The organism is Methylorubrum populi (genome assembly GCA_036946625.1).
GTDB lineage: Bacteria > Pseudomonadota > Alphaproteobacteria > Rhizobiales > Beijerinckiaceae > Methylobacterium > Methylobacterium populi_C.
Genome location: JAQIIU010000003.1, coordinates 323,384 through 340,019 on the forward strand (window position 1 = coordinate 323,384; position 16,636 = coordinate 340,019).

The 16,636-nt window shown below is 69.3% G+C and carries 10 protein-coding genes; 5 read left to right on the forward strand and 5 right to left on the reverse strand.

All coding sequences use genetic code 11. The features are described from left to right. From PGN25_12950 to ispG, 5 genes are all read right to left on the reverse strand, one after another. Complete coding sequence (locus PGN25_12950; protein ID MEH3118462.1) at nt 1–939, reverse strand: prephenate/arogenate dehydrogenase family protein; 939 nt, start codon at nt 937–939, stop codon at nt 1–3. Then, on the reverse strand, nt 936–2,078 hold the full coding sequence (locus tag PGN25_12955) for a histidinol-phosphate transaminase (GenBank protein MEH3118463.1): 1,143 nt from the start codon (nt 2,076–2,078) through the stop codon (nt 936–938). The genes PGN25_12950 and PGN25_12955 overlap by 4 nt, the downstream gene beginning before the upstream one ends. A 452-nt stretch (nt 2,079–2,530) precedes the next feature. Further along, a complete protein-coding gene (locus tag PGN25_12960) occupies nt 2,531–4,768 on the reverse strand; it encodes a TonB-dependent siderophore receptor (GenBank protein MEH3118464.1) in 2,238 nt (745 codons plus the stop codon). Between the two features lie 268 nt (nt 4,769–5,036). Further along, on the reverse strand, nt 5,037–7,028 hold the full coding sequence (locus PGN25_12965) for a potassium transporter Kup (GenBank protein ID MEH3118465.1): 1,992 nt from the start codon (nt 7,026–7,028) through the stop codon (nt 5,037–5,039). A 160-nt stretch (nt 7,029–7,188) separates the two neighbouring features. Beyond that, on the reverse strand, nt 7,189–8,508 hold the full coding sequence (gene ispG / locus PGN25_12970; protein MEH3118466.1) for a flavodoxin-dependent (E)-4-hydroxy-3-methylbut-2-enyl-diphosphate synthase: 1,320 nt from the start codon (nt 8,506–8,508) through the stop codon (nt 7,189–7,191). Nucleotides 8,509–8,848: 340 nt separating this feature from the next. On the opposite strand from ispG, the gene PGN25_12975 reads away from it, so the two are divergent. The 5 genes from PGN25_12975 (at nt 8,849) to PGN25_12995 (ending at nt 16,608) form a co-directional block, all read left to right on the forward strand. Continuing rightward, nucleotides 8,849–10,012, forward strand: a complete 1,164-nt coding sequence (locus PGN25_12975) for a patatin-like phospholipase family protein (protein ID MEH3118467.1) — start codon at nt 8,849–8,851, stop codon at nt 10,010–10,012. A 78-nt stretch (nt 10,013–10,090) separates the two neighbouring features. Next, complete coding sequence (locus PGN25_12980) at nt 10,091–11,119, forward strand: metalloregulator ArsR/SmtB family transcription factor (protein MEH3118468.1); 1,029 nt, start codon at nt 10,091–10,093, stop codon at nt 11,117–11,119. Between the two features lie 44 nt (nt 11,120–11,163). Further along, nucleotides 11,164–12,084 (forward strand): methylenetetrahydrofolate reductase [NAD(P)H], encoded by a 921-nt coding sequence (gene metF / locus PGN25_12985; GenBank protein ID MEH3118469.1) that lies wholly within the window; start codon nt 11,164–11,166, stop codon nt 12,082–12,084. Between the two features lie 429 nt (nt 12,085–12,513). Then, nucleotides 12,514–16,266 (forward strand): methionine synthase, encoded by a 3,753-nt coding sequence (gene metH, locus PGN25_12990; GenBank protein ID MEH3118470.1) that lies wholly within the window; start codon nt 12,514–12,516, stop codon nt 16,264–16,266. A gap of 129 nt (nt 16,267–16,395) precedes the next feature. Beyond that, nucleotides 16,396–16,608 carry a hypothetical protein gene (locus PGN25_12995; GenBank protein MEH3118471.1) on the forward strand — a complete coding sequence of 71 codons (213 nt, stop codon included), beginning with the start codon at nt 16,396–16,398 and terminating at the stop codon, nt 16,606–16,608. Nucleotides 16,609–16,636: the final 28 nt, after the last annotated feature.

Sequence of the window (16,636 nt, forward strand, 5' to 3'; positions counted from 1 at the left end):
CTAGCCCTGCTTCGCCGCGGGCAAGGCCGCGCCGCGGGCGCGGCCGAAATCCGGCTCGGCCGTCTCCTGGCCCATGGCGACGATGCCGCGGCGGATCGCCCGGGTGCGGGTGAACAGCTCGTACAGGGCCTCGCCGTCGCCCCAGCGGATCGCCCGCGACAGGGCCGAGAGGTCCTCGTTGAAGCGCCCGAGCATCTCCAGCACCGCGTCGCGGTTGGTCAGGAAGATGTCGCGCCACATGGTCGGGTCGGAGGCCGCGATCCGGGTGAAATCGCGAAAACCGCCGGCGGAGAACTTGATCACCTCCGACTGCGTGACCTCTTCGAGGTCGGCGGCCGTGCCGACGATGTTGTAGGCGATCAGGTGCGGCACGTGGCTGGTGATGGCGAGCACGAGGTCGTGGTGCTCCGGCGTCATCGTCTCGACGATGGCGCCCAGGCCCTGCCACAGGCCCTGCACCCGCTCGACCACCGCGGCGTCCGCCCCGTCCGGCGGGGTGAGGATGCACCAGCGGTTCGAGAACAGGGTGGCGAAGCCCGAATCCGGCCCGGAATACTCGGTCCCCGCCACCGGATGGGCCGGCACGAACGGATTCCTTCGAGACAGGTGCGGCGTGACGGCCGCCACCACCGCCGCCTTGACCGAGCCGACATCGGAGACGACGGCGCCGGGCTTCAGGTGCGGTGCGATCTCGGCCGCCACCGCGCCGATGGCGCCGACCGGCACGCACAGGATCACGAGATCGGCCCCCGCCGCCGCGGACATCGCGGTGCCGGCCTCCTCGGCCAGCCCCAGCGCCTTCACCCGCTCGATCACGCCCGCGTCGCGGTCGATCGCCACGACCGCGCGGGCAAGCCCGTAGGTCCGCGCCCCGCGGGCGATCGAGGAGCCGATCAGGCCGAGGCCGACGATGGCGAGGCGCTCCACCCCCATGGTCACGAACGCCGATCCCCCAGGAAGGCGGTCAGCGCATCGACGAAGGCACGGTTGGCCTCCTCGCTGCCGACGCTCACCCGCAGGGCGTTGGGCAGGCCGTAGGAGGAGACGCGGCGCACGATCACGCCGGAGCGGGTCAGGTGTGCGTCGGCCTCCGCCGCCGTGCGGCCGGGCTCCTCCGAAAAGTGCACGAGCAGGAAGTTGCCGACGCTCGGCGTCGCGGTGAGCCCCAGCGTCTCGACCGCGCGGGTGAGCCAGGCGAGCCACGCGTCGTTGTGGGCCGCCGCCGCCGCGACATGGGCCTCGTCGGCGATCGCCGCCGCGCCCGCCGCGATCGCCGCGGCCGACAGGTTGAACGGCCCGCGGATGCGGTTGAGCGCATCGACCACCGCCTCCGGCCCGACCATCCAGCCGATGCGCTGCGCCGCCAGCCCGTGGATCTTCGAGAAGGTGCGCGTCATCACGACGTTCGGCGCGTCGAGCGCCAGTTCGAGGCCGGCGGTGTAGTCGTCGGCGCGCACGTACTCGGCATAGGCCCCGTCGAGCACGAGGAGCACGTTGCCGGGCAGGCCGGCCTGCAGGCGTCGCACCGCCTCGAACGGCAGGTAGGTGCCGGTCGGGTTGTTGGGGTTGGCGAGGTAGACGATGCGGGTGCGCGGCGTCACCGCGGCGAGGATCGCGTCGACATCCGCCGTCAGGTCCGTCTCCGGCGCCACCACCGGCGTGCCGCCCGCGGTCAGGATCGCGATGCGGTACACGAGGAAGCCGTGCGTGCAGTGGATGCCCTCGTCCCCGGGCCCGACGAAGGCGAGCGCCAGCAGGGTCAGCAATTCGTCCGAGCCGGCGCCGCAGACGATGCGGGCGGGGTCGAGGCCGTAGCGGGCGCCGATCGCGGTGCGCAGCCGCGTCGCGTTGCCGTCCGGGTAGAGCGCGAGGGTGGCGGCCTCCGCGCGCACCGCCTCGATCGCCCGCGGGCTCGGCCCCAGCGGCGTCTCGTTGGAGGAGAGCTTGTGGATCTTCGCCACGCCCGGCGCGGCGCTCTTGCCGGGCACGTAGGCCTCGATGGCGAGCACGCCGGGACGGGGCTGAGGGCCCAGGGAAGGGCGGGGCGCGGGATCGGTTGCGGGATTGATTTCGGACATGGGCCAGGGCCAGCGGCAGGAGCGGACGACGAACGTGTCGGTCGTCCCTCTACAGCATTTCGCGCGGACGGGGAGCCGCCATCGCAGGGCCATCGCTCGAAGCCGCTCTGAGCGGGCTTCTCAGGACCATGGTCCTGGGAAGCTTCGAGCGAAGCGAAAGCCTGATACCGTTTCCGATTGATCGCTTCGGGTTTGGCCCCCCTCCGTCATCGCGAGCGGCCGCGAAGCGATCCAGGGCGCGACAGATCCGGAAAGGCCGCGCCCTGGTTTGCCACGGCTTCGCCTCGCAAGGACGCAGGACAGGCCGAACTCATCAACCGGATATCGTATGAGCCCGCGGAGGCGGGCGCCGGCGACTGAGGCTGGCCAAGAAAACCAGAGGGCCATCGCTTCAAGCGATGGCCCTGCCGCTCAGGCGGCCAGGGCCGTCCGGAAACGGGCCCCGCGGCGGTTCACCACTTGTAGCTCACGCTCGCCAGCACGCGGCGGGCCTCGCCGTAGAAGCACTCGTTGGCCGAGATGCACGAGGAGACGAAGCGGCGGTCGCCGATGTTGGTGGCGTTGATCGCCGCGCGCCAGTTGTCCCAGGTGTAGTGGATCTGCGCGTCGAACAGCACGTATTCCGGCACCGTCAGGGTGTTGGCCACGTCCGCGAACGAGCGCCCGACGTAGCGGACGCCGCCGCCGAAGCCGAAGCCGCGCCAGTCGCCGGTCGGGATGGTGTAGTCGGCGAAGACCGAGGCCAGCACCTCCGGGATGCGGGTCGGCGTGCGTCCGACCTGATCGGCCTCGCCCTTGATGGTCTGAAGGTCGTAGGCGGTGAAGGCGCCGACGAGGTTCAGACCCTGCGCGAGGTTGGCGACGGCCTGGACCTCGACGCCGCGCGAGCGCACCTCGCCGAGCGGCGCGCTGAAGAAGGTGCCGGGCACCGGCTGCAGCACGTTCTGGCGAACGAGGTCGAAGGCGGCCGCCGTCAGGAAGAAGCCGTAGCCGACGGGCTCGAACTTGACGCCGACTTCGACCTGCTCGCCGTATTCGGGCGCGAAGCTGCGGCCGTTGGCGTCCGAGCCGATCTGCGGCTGGAACGAGGTCGAGTAGCTGACGTAGGGCGCGAGTCCCTCGACGAAGTTGTAGATGAGGGCGGCACGGCCGCTGAAGGCCTCGTCGCTGCGGCGGCTGCTGTTGGTCGGGGTGAGCCGGTCGCGCACCACGTTGTCGGCGAAGTCCTGGCGGCCGCCGAGCACCAGGGTCAGGCGGTCGGTGAGCTTGATCTGGTCCTGCGCGTAGAGGCCGAGTTGCTGGAAGGTGTCGGCGTTGACCAGATAGGGCGCCGGGCGGCCGCTGATCTGGCCGTAGACGGGGTTGAGGAGGCTCAGCCCCGGAACGGCATAGAAGATCGGGAAGTTCGTGTTCTGGTTGTCGTGCAGGTCGTAGCGCTTGTAGTCGAGGCCGATCAGCAGATCGTGGGCGAAGATGCCGTCGAAGAAGCGGGCCTCGGCCTGGTTGTCGACCTGGAAGATCCCGACCTTCGAACTGGTCAGGAACTGGTAGCGGTTCAGCGTGGTCTCCGTCGCGGCGTCGACGTAGCCGGTCTGGTTCAGGTACGAGTTCTGGAAGGCGTCGCTGAACGAGTAGCGAAGGTTCTGCCGGAAGGTCCAGGTGTCGTCGATGGCGTGCTCGAACTCGTAGCCCGCGAACGCCTGCTCGCGCTGGAAGGTGTTGATCGCCGGATCGCCGACGTTGAGCGAGCGGGGGATGCGCAGGCCGCTGAGGTTCGGCCGCACGGTGCCGGAATAGGGCAGGAAGTTCGCCGTGACGGCGGTCGAGTCGCGTTGGTAGCTGGTCAGGAAGGTGAGCGAGGTGCCGGCGTCGGGACGATAGGTCAGGGCCGGGGCGATGTAGGCGCGGTCGTCGGGCGCGTTGTCCACCTGGGTGCCGCCCTGCCGGCCGAAGCCGGTGAGGCGATAGAACCAGTGGCCCGAATCGTCGGCCGGGCCGCCGATGTCGAAGGCGCCGTAGACCTGCCCGAACGAGCCGCCGCCGACCTCGACATAGCCGAAGGGCTGGGTCGTGGGCCGCTTGGTGATCTGGTTGATGATGCCGCCGGGGTTGCCCGCGCCGAACAGCACCGCGGCCGGCCCGCGCAGCACCTCGATCCGCTCGAGGCCGAAGGTCTCGACCTTGAAGGTGCCGAAGCCGTAGTTCAGCACCTGAAGCCCGTCGCGGTAGATGCCGTAATCGCTGGCGATGAAGCCGCGCAGGGTGAAGTAGTCGACGCGGGTGTCGGCGCCGAAGGTGCCGGAATAGACGCCGGCCGTGTACTGCGTCGCCTGGGTGAGGGTCTGGGCCTTCTGCGCGTCGATCTGCTCGCGGCCGACCACGGTGATCGATTGCGGGGTCTCGATCAGCGGCGTGTTGGTCTTGGTCGCCGTGGCCGAGCGGGTGGCGACGTAGCCCGGCACCGGGCCGCGCGGATCCTCGGGCGCCACGCGCCCGTCCGGGCCGCGTTGGGCGGAGAGTCCCCCGCCGGTGGCGCCCGCGCCCCGGCCGCTGCCCTCGACCGACAGCTCCTCCAGGCGCGCCGTCGCCTGCTGCGCCGCGGCGCCGACCGTGAGGGCGACCAGCGAGGCGCCTGCCAGGGCGATCGTCCGCAGGGCGCGGACGCCGACGTGAGTGTGAACCGACCCCATCACCTTCGACCCCTCTCCAGCACAGCCGAAGGCCTCCGCAAGAACACGCGGAACCGGGCCGGTCGGTTGGAATTATGCTAAACTGTTGTTGTTGCTTGCTTTTCGCAACATCAGGGGTACGGGCCTCGGCCTGGAGGCGCAAGAGAGTGGCGCGCAAATCACCGGCCCTGTAGCCGGCAGGCCACAGGATTGCGCGCAACCTTTCGTTGCCGTGCGAGCGTGCCGTGCGACCGCTCGGCGGCCGTGGCGGGGGCGGAGCGAGCCCGCGCTACACCGTGACCTGCGTGCCGACCTCGACGACGCGGCCGGTCGGGATCTGGAAGAAGTCCGTGGCGTCGTTGGCGTTCTTGGCCAGCGTGATGAAGATCCGGTCCTGCCACAGCGGCATGCCGGAATGGGCGGCCGGGCGGATCGAGCGGCGCGACAGGAAGAACGAGGTCGACATGATGTCGAACTTGAAGCCCTCGCGCTTGAGGAGCGCCAGGGTGCGGGGGATGTTGGGCGTCTCCATGTAGCCGAAGCGCATCACCACCCGGTAGAAGCCGAAGCCGACGGGCTCGATGCGCACCCGCTCTCCCTGCGTCGCGCGGGGCCGGTCCATGGTCTCGACGGTGAGCACCACGTTCTTCTCGTGGATCACCTTGTTGTGCTTCATGTTGTGCAGGAGGGCGGCCGGGGCGATCCCGGGATCGCTGGTGAGGAACACCGCGGTGCCCTTCACCCGCTGGTAGGAGGTGCTCTTCTCCAGCATGCCGACGAGTTCGATCAGCGGCACGTCGGTCTTGCGGGTCTTGTTGAACAGGATGGTGACGCCCCGCACCCAGGTCCGCATCATCAGCATCAGGCCGCCGGCCAGCATCAGCGGCACGTAGCCGCCCTCGTGCAGCTTCAAGAGGTTCGAGAGCAGGAACAGGGATTCGAGCACGATGAAGGGCATGATCACCGCCGCCGAGACGAGCGGGGAGAGGCGCGCCACCTTCCACAGCACCACGTAGGCCATGCTGGCGGTGAGCAGCATCGTGCCCGTCACGGCGATGCCGTAGGCCGAGGCGAGCGCCGAGGAGGAGCGGAAGGTCACCGCCAGGATCACGACGCCGAGGCCCAGCAGGGTGTTGATCTGCGGCAGGTAGATCTGGCCCGAATGCGCCTCGGAGGTGTGGCGGATCTCCATGCGCGGCAGCATGCCGAGCTGGATCGCCTGCCGCGACAGGGAGAAGGCACCGGTGATGACCGCCTGGCTCGCGGTGACGGTGGCCAGAGTCGCCAGCAGCACCATGGGGATCAGGCCCCATTCCGGCACGAGCTGGTAGAACGGGTCCGTGGTCTCGGGCTTGGCCAGCACGAGGGCGGTCTGGCCGAGATAGTTCAGGACGAGGCAGGGCGCGACGAGGCCGAGCCACGCCACCTGGATCGGGCGGCGGCCGAAATGGCCGAGATCGGCGAAAAGGGCCTCCGCACCGGTCACCGCCAGGAACACCGCGCCCAGCGCCACCAGCGCGCCGGTGCCGTGGCCGAGCAGGTAATGCACCGCGTACCAGGGATTGAAGGCGGCGAGCACGCCCGGATTGCCGGCGATGTGGGGCAGGGCGGCGGCGGCCATCGCCAGGAACCACACCACCATGGCCGGCCCGAAGAAGGTCGCCACCCGCGCCGTTCCGTGGCTCTGGACCGCGAACAGGCCGAGGATGATCGCCACCGTGATCGGCAGCACGTAGTCGTCGAAGGCCGGGGTGACGAGCTTCAGGCCCTCCACCGCCGAGAGCACCGAGATCGCCGGGGTGATGACGGAATCGCCGTAGAACAGCGAGGCGCCGAGCAGGCCGAGCATGAACACGATCTTGGAGCCGCCGAGCGCGTGGCGGGCCTGGGCCATCAGCGAGAGGATGCCGCCCTCGCCGTTGTTGTCCATGCGCAGCAGGATCGCGACGTACTTGATCGTCACGATCAACAGGAGCGCCCAGACGATCAGCGACGCGGTGCCGATCACCTCCTCGGCCAGCAGGATGCCGTCGCTGCGCGAGGGACCAAGCGCCTCGCGGAAGGCGTAGAGCGGGCTCGTGCCGATATCGCCGTAGACCACGCCGACGGAGCCGATCGTCAGCGCCCAGAAGCCGGCCTTGGCGTGCCCCTCGGCGTCGGACGCATCGGCGCCCGCCGGGGCCGTGAGCGGACCGCCCTCGCCGGGGGCCGGCCCGTCCGCGGCGGGAGCGGCCGGCAGGCCCGGGCCGGCGGCGCTTGAGGGGCTGGCAGGCTGGGTCATCGGGCAGGCTTGCCTGGGCTCGCGCGTCGTCCGGCCGGATGTGCCGGAGGCGCATGAAGGAAATGCGTCGGTGGTGGAGCGGGCAGCCCGTCCCGAAACGGCAAAGACGGCCGCCCCCATCCACCGCACGGGTGTCGGAGGCGGCCGTCTCGGGGAAAACTCACTCGGCGGCGTCGCGCTTGCCCTGGCCGAAGCGGCGCTCGATGTAGTCGATCACGATCGTCTCGAAATCCTTGGCGAGCGTCGCCCCGCGCAGGGTCATCGCCTTCTTGCCGTCGATGAAGACCGGCGCGCTCGGGCTCTCTCCGGTGCCGGGCAGCGAGATGCCGATATCGGCGTGCTTCGACTCGCCGGGCCCGTTGACGATGCAGCCCATCACCGCGACGTTGAGGCCCTCCACGCCCGGATAGGTCTTCTTCCACTCCGGCATCGAGGTGGTGATCCAGTTCTGGATGTCGCGGGCCAGTTCCTGGAAGGTGGTCGAGGTCGTCCGGCCGCAGCCCGGGCAGGCCGCGACCAGCGGCACGAAGGTGCGAAACCCCATGGTCTGCAGCAGTTCCTGCGCCGCCTTGACCTCCAGGGTGCGGTCGCCGCCGGGCTCCGGCGTCAGTGAGTAGCGGATCGTGTCGCCGATGCCTTGCTGCAACAGCACGCCGATGGCGGCGGAGGCCGCGACGATGCCCTTCGAGCCCATGCCGGCCTCGGTCAGGCCGAGATGGATCGCGTAGTCGGAGCGGCGCGCCACCTCGCGGTAGACCGCGATCAGATCCTGCACCGCCGAGACCTTCGCGGACAGGATGATGCGCTCCTTCGGCAGGCCGAGCGACACCGCCCGGTCGGCCGACGTCAGCGCCGACTGCACCATCGCCTCGCGCATCACCGCCCGCGCGTCGATCGGGGCGGGCGAGCGGGCGTTCTCGTCCATCAGGTGGGTGAGCAGCTCGCCGTCGAGCGAGCCCCAGTTCGCGCCGATGCGGACGGTCTTGCCGTACTTGATCGCCTGCTCGACGATGGTCGAGAATTGGGTGTCCTTCTTCTCCTTGAAGCCGACATTGCCCGGGTTGATCCGGTACTTGGCCAGCGCCTCGGCGCAGGCCGGATGGTCGGACAGGAGCTTGTGGCCGATATAGTGGAAGTCGCCCACCAGCGGCACGTGCACGCCGATGCGGTCGAGGCGCTCGCGGATCTTCGGCACCGCGGCGGCGGCCTCGTCGCGGTCGACGGTGATGCGCACCAGCTCCGAGCCGACGCGGGCGAGCTGGGCGACCTGGGCCACGGTGGCGTCGATGTCGGCCGTGTCGGTGTTGGTCATCGACTGAACGACGATCGGGGCGCCGCCGCCGACGGTGATCGCGCCTTCGCCCTCGCCGACCTGCACGCCGACGGTGCGGTGGCGCGGTGCCGGCCCGGCGATCTCCGGCCCCGTCCTGTTCGGGCTCCGGGCTTCGAGCGGGTTTGCCAGGGCGTCGGGAGCTTCCATGACTTCCATCGTGCCTTCGCGGGTCAACTGTCGTCCGCGCGTGCCGGCCTTCGGTGTCCCGCAGGCGCGGGGGCGATCCTATCCGAACCCGGCGCGATCCGCGACCTGGAGATCGTCTCTTATCCGCCGCGCCCGCGCGGACGAATGCGCGGCATGTCTCGCGACAAGGCCGCTTCCATGTCGCATCCGGCTCGAGATGTCGAGCCGGATGCGAGGATGCCGACACGGCCACGCTGCGTTATCACATATGGCCGTTCCGGCCCGCGGGGCAAAGAACCGCACGGCCTTTTTATCGCATCGCACTATCTATGGGTGCGTCGCAACAACCGCGCGAGGCACGATGGACAGGATCGCCCCGGATCAGGCCGCCGGAACCGGTCGGACCGAAACGTCCCATGAGGACGCCCACGATGACGACGCCCACAATCCGGCGACCGCGGTGCCGGACCCGATCGCCGATTCGACGCATGTCGGGAACGGCTTCCGGGGATTGGCCGGGCCGCGGGCGGAGAAGGCGGTGTCGCTGGCGCTCCAGGGCGGCGGCTCGCACGGCGCCTTCACCTGGGGCGTGCTCGATGCGCTGATCGAGGACGGGCGCGTCGCCTTCGAGGCGGTGACCGGGGCGAGCGCGGGGGCGATGAACGCCGTCGTCCTCGTGGACGGCTGGCTCGCGGGCGGCCCCGACGGGGCGCGGGAGGCGCTCGAAAGGTTCTGGCGCGAGGCGAGCCTCGATGCCGACCTGAAGCCCGTCCAGCAGAGCTGGATCGACGGCCTGTTCCATGTCTGGAAGGGCAACCCGTTCGTCGAAGCGTGGCTGAAGGTGTTCGATCCCGGCCCCTACACGGCCAATCCGCTCAACATCAATCCCCTGCGCGGCGCGCTGGAGCGCACGGTCGATTTCGACCGCCTGCGCCGGGCCGAGACCGCCAGCGTGTTCGTCTCCGCCACCAACGTCTGGACCGGCAAGCTCGCCGTGTTCGAGCGCGAGCGCCTGACCGCCGACCACCTGATGGCCTCGGCCTGCCTGCCGACCGTGTTCCAGGCGGTCGAGATCGACGGCGTGCCCTACTGGGACGGCGGCTATCTCGGCAACCCGGCCCTCTACCCGCTGCACGGGGCGAGCACCCGCGATGTCCTCTTGGTGCAGATCAACCCGGTGGAGCGCCGCGCGACGCCGCGCTCGCCCCGCGACATCCAGAACCGGCTCAACGAGATCACCTTCAACGCCAACCTGATGCGGGAACTGCGCGCCATCGACTTCGTGCACGGCCTGATCGAGGAAGGCGGGCAGGCGGTGCCCGGCCTGGAGCGGGTCTTCCTCCACCGCATCGACGGCACCGATCTGCTGGACGACTACGCCGCCTCCTCGCGGCTCGACGCCCGCTGGCGGGTCATCGAGCGGCTGCGCGACAAGGGCCGCGCCGCGGCCAAGGCCTGGCTCGACGAGGGTTACGCGGAGGTCGGCCTGCGCTGCACCCTCGACCTGAAGAAGGCCTACCAGTAGCGGCTCGCCGACAGGGGCCGAGCCGGTGAGCCGCAAAACCTCTTGCAACCGGCCCGCTACGCACATAAAGATATCTTTATGTCTAGCGAGAGCGGCCCCAAGAACAGCGCCGGCCCCGTTCCGGTGCCCTTCGCCGAGGCGCTCGCCGTGTTGCGGGCGGCGGCGGAGGAGACGCGGCTGCGCATCCTCGCCCTGCTCGCCGAGGGCGAGTTGTCGGTCTCCGACCTCACCGACATCCTCGGCCAGTCGCAGCCGCGCATCTCGCGCCACCTCAAGCTCCTGGCCGAATCGGGTCTGATCGAGCGTCACCGCGAGGGCGCCTGGGCGTTCTTCCGCCTGCGCGAGGCGGCCGTCGGCTTCGTCGAGCCGCTGATCGCCGCGCTGGAACGCGCCGCCCCGCCGCTGTCCGAGGACCGGGCCCGGCTCGATTCGGTGCGGGCCCAGCGCGCCGAAGCGGCGCAAACCTTCTTCGCCCGGCTCGCCCCGAAATGGGACGGGCTGCGCTCCCTGCACGTGCCCGAGGCCGCCGTCGAGGCGGCGGTGCTCGACGTGCTCGGCGACCGGCCGGTGCGCCACGTGGTCGATCTCGGCACCGGCACCGGCAAGATGCTCGGCCTGCTGGCGCCGCTGGCCGGCCGCGCCACCGGGCTCGATTCGAGCCACGCCATGCTCTCGGTGGCGCGGGCGAACCTCGAACGGCTCGGCCTGTCGCGGGTGGACTTGCGCCAGGGCGATCTCCACGCGCCGCCCTTCGGCCGCGCCGGCTTCGATCTCGTCGTGCTGCATCAGGTCCTGCACTATCTCGACGACCCGGCTCGCGCCTTGCGCGAGGCGGCCCGCCTCGTCGCACCGGGCGGGCGGCTGCTCGTCGTCGATTTCGCGCCGCACGCGCTCGAACAGTTGCGCGAGAGCCAAGCCCATCGCCGCCTCGGCTTCGCCGCCGATCAGGTCGCGGGCTGGCTGGTCCAGGCGGGTCTGGGCGATGTCGAGAGCCGCGACCTCGCACCCGAGGACGGCACCGAACTGCCGCTGACCGTCACGCTCTGGCTGGCGCACGACGCCTGCGCCGGAATCGAGACGGCCGCCCCCGAACGCGCCGTGGCCTGAGCCGCGGCCCCGCACGACACGACTTCAAAGAGAAGGGACGACAGATGCCCAGCGCTTCCCGGCACCGCGCCAGCCGCGACGGCTTTCGCCCGATCCGCGTCTCGATCGAGTTCTTCCCGCCCAAGACCGAGGAGATGGAAAGGATCCTCTGGTCCTCGATCGAGCGCCTCGCGCCGCTCCAGCCGAAATTCGTCTCGGTGACCTACGGTGCCGGCGGCTCCACCCGCGAGCGCACCCACAACACCGTGGCGCGCATGGTGCGCGAGACCGGCCTCAAGCCCGCCGCCCACCTCACCTGCGTGAACGCCACGCGCGACGAGATCGATTCCGTCGTGCAGTCCTACTGGGACGCGGGCGTGCGCCACATCGTGGCGCTGCGCGGCGACCCGGCCGAGGGCGTCGGCCACACCTACCGGCCCCATCCCGGCGGTTACGCCACGACGGCCGACCTCGTGGCCGGCATCAAGCGGGTCGGCGACTTCAAGGTCTCGGTCTCGGCCTATCCCGAGAAGCACCCCGAGGCCGCCTCGCTCGACGCCGACATCGACGCCCTGAAGGCGAAGGTCGATGCGGGCGCCGATCAGGCGATCACCCAGTTCTTCTTCGACAACGAGATCTACCTGCGCTACCGCGACAAGGTGCGCGCGGCCGGCATCGACATCCCGATCCTGCCCGGCATCCTGCCGGTGCAGAACTTCAAGCAGGCGGCCAACTTCGCCCGCCGCACCGGCGCCTCGGTGCCCTACTGGCTCGCCGCCCGCTTCGAGGGCCTGGACAGCGACGTGGAGACGCGCCGGCTGGTCGCGGCGGCCGTCGCCGCCGAGCAGGTGCTCGACCTCGTCGACGAGGGGGTGGAGGACTTCCACTTCTACTCGATGAACCGCTCCGACCTCGTCTACGCCATCTGCCATCTCCTGGGCCTGCGCTCGCAGGCGCCGGCGAAGGCGGCGGCGAAGGCGGCCTGAGCCCAGACCTCATTTGGCGACAGAGATCCTGGCTAAACACCTCATCCTGAGGTGCCGCGAAGCGGCCTCGAAGGATACTCCAGGAGACGCGCGGGATCTGGAAGATCCTTCGAGGCCTCCGCTTCGCTACGGCACCTCAGGATGAGGGCGAGGATGGGACGTTTCTGTCAAACGGATGCTCGCGGGAAGCACAGCATCCTGCCTCTGCTCCGCGCGATTCGCGGTGAGGCACGAATGACAATGTTGGACCCCGATCGACACGATGCCCTGATCGGAGCCCAGCTTGAAGCGCTCAGGAACCAGCCGACCTTTTGGCATGATGCTGCCCGGGGTGAGCAGGTTCTGAAGCGCTTGGCCGATCTCGAATCAACACCCTGACTTCCTCCTCGGATCGGGCCATACCCGCGCCGAACGATCGAGAAAGCTGACATGACCGACTTCCCCCCCGTCGACGGCACCGAGATCGAGCGCACGCTGCGCCAGCGCGCCTCGGAAAAGATCCTCGTCCTCGACGGGGCGATGGGCACGGTGATCCAGCGCCTGAAATTCACGGAAGAGGATTTTCGCGGGGACCGCTTCAGGGATCACGGGCACGACCAGAAGGGCAACAACGACCTTTTGATCCTCACACAGCCCGACGCGATCCGGCAGATCCACCTCGACTACTTCCTCGCCGGCGCCGATGTCTGCGAGACCAACACGTTCTCCGGCACCACGATCGCCCAGGCCGATTACGGCATGGAATCGATCATCCACGAGCTGAACGCGCAAGGCGCCCGCCTCGCCCGCGAGGCGGCCAAGCTCGCGCAGGAAAAAGACGGCCGCCGCCGGTTCGTGGCCGGCGCCATCGGCCCGACCAACCGCACGCTGTCGATCTCCCCGGACGTGAACAATCCCGGCTACCGCGCCGTCACCTTCGATCAGGTCCGCCAAGCCTATGTCGAGCAGGTGCGCGGCCTGATCGACGGCGGCGCCGAGCTGATCCTGATCGAGACGATTTTCGATACCTTGAACGCCAAGGCGGCCATCGCCGCCGCGTGGCAGGTTTTTGAAGAGACCGGTATCCGGCTGCCGATCCAGATCTCCGGCACCATCACCGATCTCTCCGGCCGCACCCTGTCGGGCCAGACGCCCGCCGCCTTCTGGAATTCACTCCGCCATTCGAGCCCGCTGACCTTCGGCCTCAACTGCGCCCTCGGCGCCAGGGAAATGCGCGGGCACATCGCCGAATTGTCGCGCATCTGCGACACGCTGGTCTGCGCCTATCCCAATGCCGGCCTGCCCAACGAGTTCGGCCTCTACGACGAGAGCCCGGAGGCGATGGGCAAGCTGGTGGGCGCGTTCGCCGAGAGCGGCCTCGTCAACATGGTCGGCGGCTGCTGCGGCACCACGCCGGACCATATCCGCGCCATCGCGGAGGCCGTCGCCGACAAGAAGCCGCGCGCGATCCCCGAGATCCCGCGCCTGATGCGCCTGTCGGGCCTCGAGCCCTTCGTGCTGACCGAAGAAATTCCGTTCGTGAACGTGGGTGAGCGCACCAACGTCACCGGCTCGGCCAAGTTCAGGAAGCTCATCACCAACGGCGACTACGCCGCCGCGCTCGACGTCGCCCGCGATCAGGTCGCGGCGGGGGCCCAGGTCATCGACGTCAACATGGACGAGGGCCTGCTCGACTCCCGGAAGGCGATGGTCGAGTTCCTCAACCTCGTCGCCGCCGAGCCGGACATCGCCCGGGTGCCGGTGATGGTCGATTCCTCGAAGTTCGAGGTGATCGAGGCCGGCCTGAAGTGCCTCCAGGGCAAGCCGATCGTGAACTCGATCTCCATGAAGGAGGGCGAGGAGACGTTCATCGAAACCGCAAGAATCTGCCGCTCCTACGGCGCGGCGGTGGTCGTGATGGCCTTCGACGAGCAGGGGCAGGCCGACAGCTACGAGCGCAAGGTCGAGATCTGCACCAAGGCCTACAGGATCCTGACCGAGCAGGTCGGCTTCCCGCCGGAAGACATCGTCTTCGACCCGAACATCTTTGCCGTCGCCACGGGTATCGAGGAGCACGACCCCTACGGCGTCGCGTTCATCGAAGCCACGCGAACAATCCGGAAAACCCTGCCGCACGCCCACGTCTCGGGCGGCGTCTCGAACCTGTCCTTCGCCTTCCGCGGCAACGAGCCGGTGCGCGAGGCGATGCACGCGGTCTTCCTGTACCACTGCATCGCCGCCGGCATGGACATGGGCATCGTCAATGCCGGCCAGCTTGGCGTTTACGACGAGATCCCGGCGGAGCTGCGCGAATTGTGCGAGGACGTCGTGCTCAACCGGCGCTCGGATTCCACCGAGCGCCTGCTGGAGGCGGCCGAGCGGTTCAAGACGGGCGCGTCGGCCCAGGCCAGGACCGCCGACCTGTCCTGGCGCGAGGCCCCGGTCGAGAAGCGCATCGAGCACGCGCTGGTCAACGGCATCACCGAGTACATCGTCGCCGACACCGAGGAGGCGCGCGGACAAGCCGAACGCCCGCTCCACGTCATCGAGGGCCCGCTGATGGCCGGCATGAACGTGGTCGGCGACCTGTTCGGCTCAGGAAAGATGTTCCTGCCGCAGGTGGTGAAGTCGGCCCGGGTGATGAAGCAGGCGGTGGCCTATCTCGAACCCTTCATGGAGGAGGAGAAGCGGGCGGGCGGCGGCGACGGCAAGCGCCAGGCCGCCGGCAAGGTGCTGATGGCCACCGTGAAGGGCGACGTGCACGACATCGGCAAGAACATCGTCGGCGTGGTTCTCGCCTGCAACAACTACGAGATCATCGATCTCGGCGTGATGGTGCCGGCCGCCAGGATCCTCGAGACGGCGAAGAAGGAGCAGGTCGACATCGTCGGCCTGTCGGGGCTGATCACGCCCTCCCTCGACGAGATGGTCCACGTCGCCTCCGAGATGGAGCGCGAGGGGATGGAGATGCCGCTGCTCATCGGCGGCGCCACCACGAGCCGCGTCCACACCGCGGTGAAGATCCACCCGGCCTACGAGAAGGGTCAGGCGGTCTACGTCACCGATGCGAGCCGCGCCGTCGGCGTGGTGTCGAGCCTGATCTCCAAGGAGACCCGCGGCGCCACGATCGAGCGGGTGCGGGCCGAGTACGCCAAGGTCGCCGACGCGCACCGTCGCTCCGAGGCCGACAAGCAGCGGCTGCCGCTCGCCAAGGCGCGGGCGAACGCCTTCAAGGTCGACTGGTCTGGCTACGCTCCGAAGAAGCCGAGCTTCACCGGAACCCGCGTTTACGGCTCCTACGAGGTGGCGGACCTCGTCCCCTACATCGACTGGACCCCGTTCCTCCAGACCTACGAGTTCAAGGGCCGCTTCCCCGCGATCCTCGACGATCCCGAGCAGGGCCCGGCGGCGCGCGCCCTGTTCGAGGACGCGCAAGGAATGCTCAAGCGGATCGTGGAGGAGCGCTGGTTCAACCCGAAGGCGGTGATCGGCTTCTGGCCGGCCAACGGCGTCGGCGACGACATCGTGCTCTACGCCGGCGAGAGCAGATCCGAAAGACTCGCGACCTTCCACGGCCTGCGCCAGCAACTGTCGAAGCGTGACGGGCGTGCGAACACCTGCATCTCCGATTTCGTGGCTCCCGCCGAGACGGGCATCGCCGATTACGTCGGCGCCTTCGTGGTGACGGCGGGCCTCGAAGAGGTGCGCATCGCCGAGCGCTTCGAGCGGGCGAACGACGATTACCGCTCGATCCTGGTCAAGGCGCTCGCCGACCGCATCGCCGAGGCCTTCGCCGAGCGGATGCACGAGCGCGTCCGCAAGGAGTTCTGGGGATATGCCCCGGACGAAAGCTTCACCGCGGACGACCTCGTCCACGAGAAGTACGACGGCATCCGGCCCGCGCCGGGCTACCCGGCCCAGCCCGACCACACCGAAAAGGTCACGCTGTTCGATCTCCTCAAGGCCGAGAGCCGGATCGGCGTGCGGCTCACCGAGTCCTACGCCATGTGGCCGGGTTCCTCGGTCTCGGGGATCTATCTCGCCCACCCGGACGCGCATTATTTCGGCGTCGCCAAGGTGGAGCGCGATCAGGTCGAGGATTACGCCCTGCGCAAGGGGATGGATGTCGCCGCGGTCGAGCGCTGGCTCGGGCCGATCCTCAACTACGACCCGGCCCGCACTCTCAAGGCGGCGGCCGAATAGGACACACTCGGCGCGGGATCGCACACCGCCGCTCCCGCGCCGCCACTTTTCCCTTGCCCGAGGGCGGCGGGGCGCGGCACGCCGTTCGTCCGATCCGCGGGGACGCCCCGCCTTCGACAGGAAGCTCCGATGCGCTCCACGCTCCTCCTCGCCGCCGCGGCCCTGGCCGTCGGACTGTCCGCCTGCAACAGCACGGATTCCGGCGGTCCCGGCCTGGCCTCGTCCTTCGATACCAGCAACTATCGCAGTTCCAGCGACACCAACGGCACGCAGACCCGCCGCGACGTGAACCGCGCCTACACGCAGCCCTCGCTGCCCACCATCATCAACCGCGGCATCTGATACCGTTTCCGATCGATCGCTTCGGGTT

What these genes read in the sequence shown, in the direction of transcription:
- metF (MEH3118469.1), top strand. Translation starts at nt 11,164, where the DNA reads ATGCCCAGCGCTTCCCGGCACCGCGCCAGCCGCGACGGCTTTCGCCCG.
- PGN25_12975 (MEH3118467.1), top strand. Translation starts at nt 8,849, where the DNA reads ATGGACAGGATCGCCCCGGATCAGGCCGCCGGAACCGGTCGGACCGAA.
- ispG (MEH3118466.1), bottom strand. Translation starts at nt 8,508, where the DNA reads ATGGAAGCTCCCGACGCCCTGGCAAACCCGCTCGAAGCCCGGAGCCCG.
- PGN25_12980 (MEH3118468.1), top strand. Translation starts at nt 10,091, where the DNA reads ATGTCTAGCGAGAGCGGCCCCAAGAACAGCGCCGGCCCCGTTCCGGTG.
- PGN25_12965 (MEH3118465.1), bottom strand. Translation starts at nt 7,028, where the DNA reads ATGACCCAGCCTGCCAGCCCCTCAAGCGCCGCCGGCCCGGGCCTGCCG.
- metH (MEH3118470.1), top strand. Translation starts at nt 12,514, where the DNA reads ATGACCGACTTCCCCCCCGTCGACGGCACCGAGATCGAGCGCACGCTG.
- PGN25_12960 (MEH3118464.1), bottom strand. Translation starts at nt 4,768, where the DNA reads ATGGGGTCGGTTCACACTCACGTCGGCGTCCGCGCCCTGCGGACGATC.
- PGN25_12955 (MEH3118463.1), bottom strand. Translation starts at nt 2,078, where the DNA reads ATGTCCGAAATCAATCCCGCAACCGATCCCGCGCCCCGCCCTTCCCTG.
- PGN25_12995 (MEH3118471.1), top strand. Translation starts at nt 16,396, where the DNA reads ATGCGCTCCACGCTCCTCCTCGCCGCCGCGGCCCTGGCCGTCGGACTG.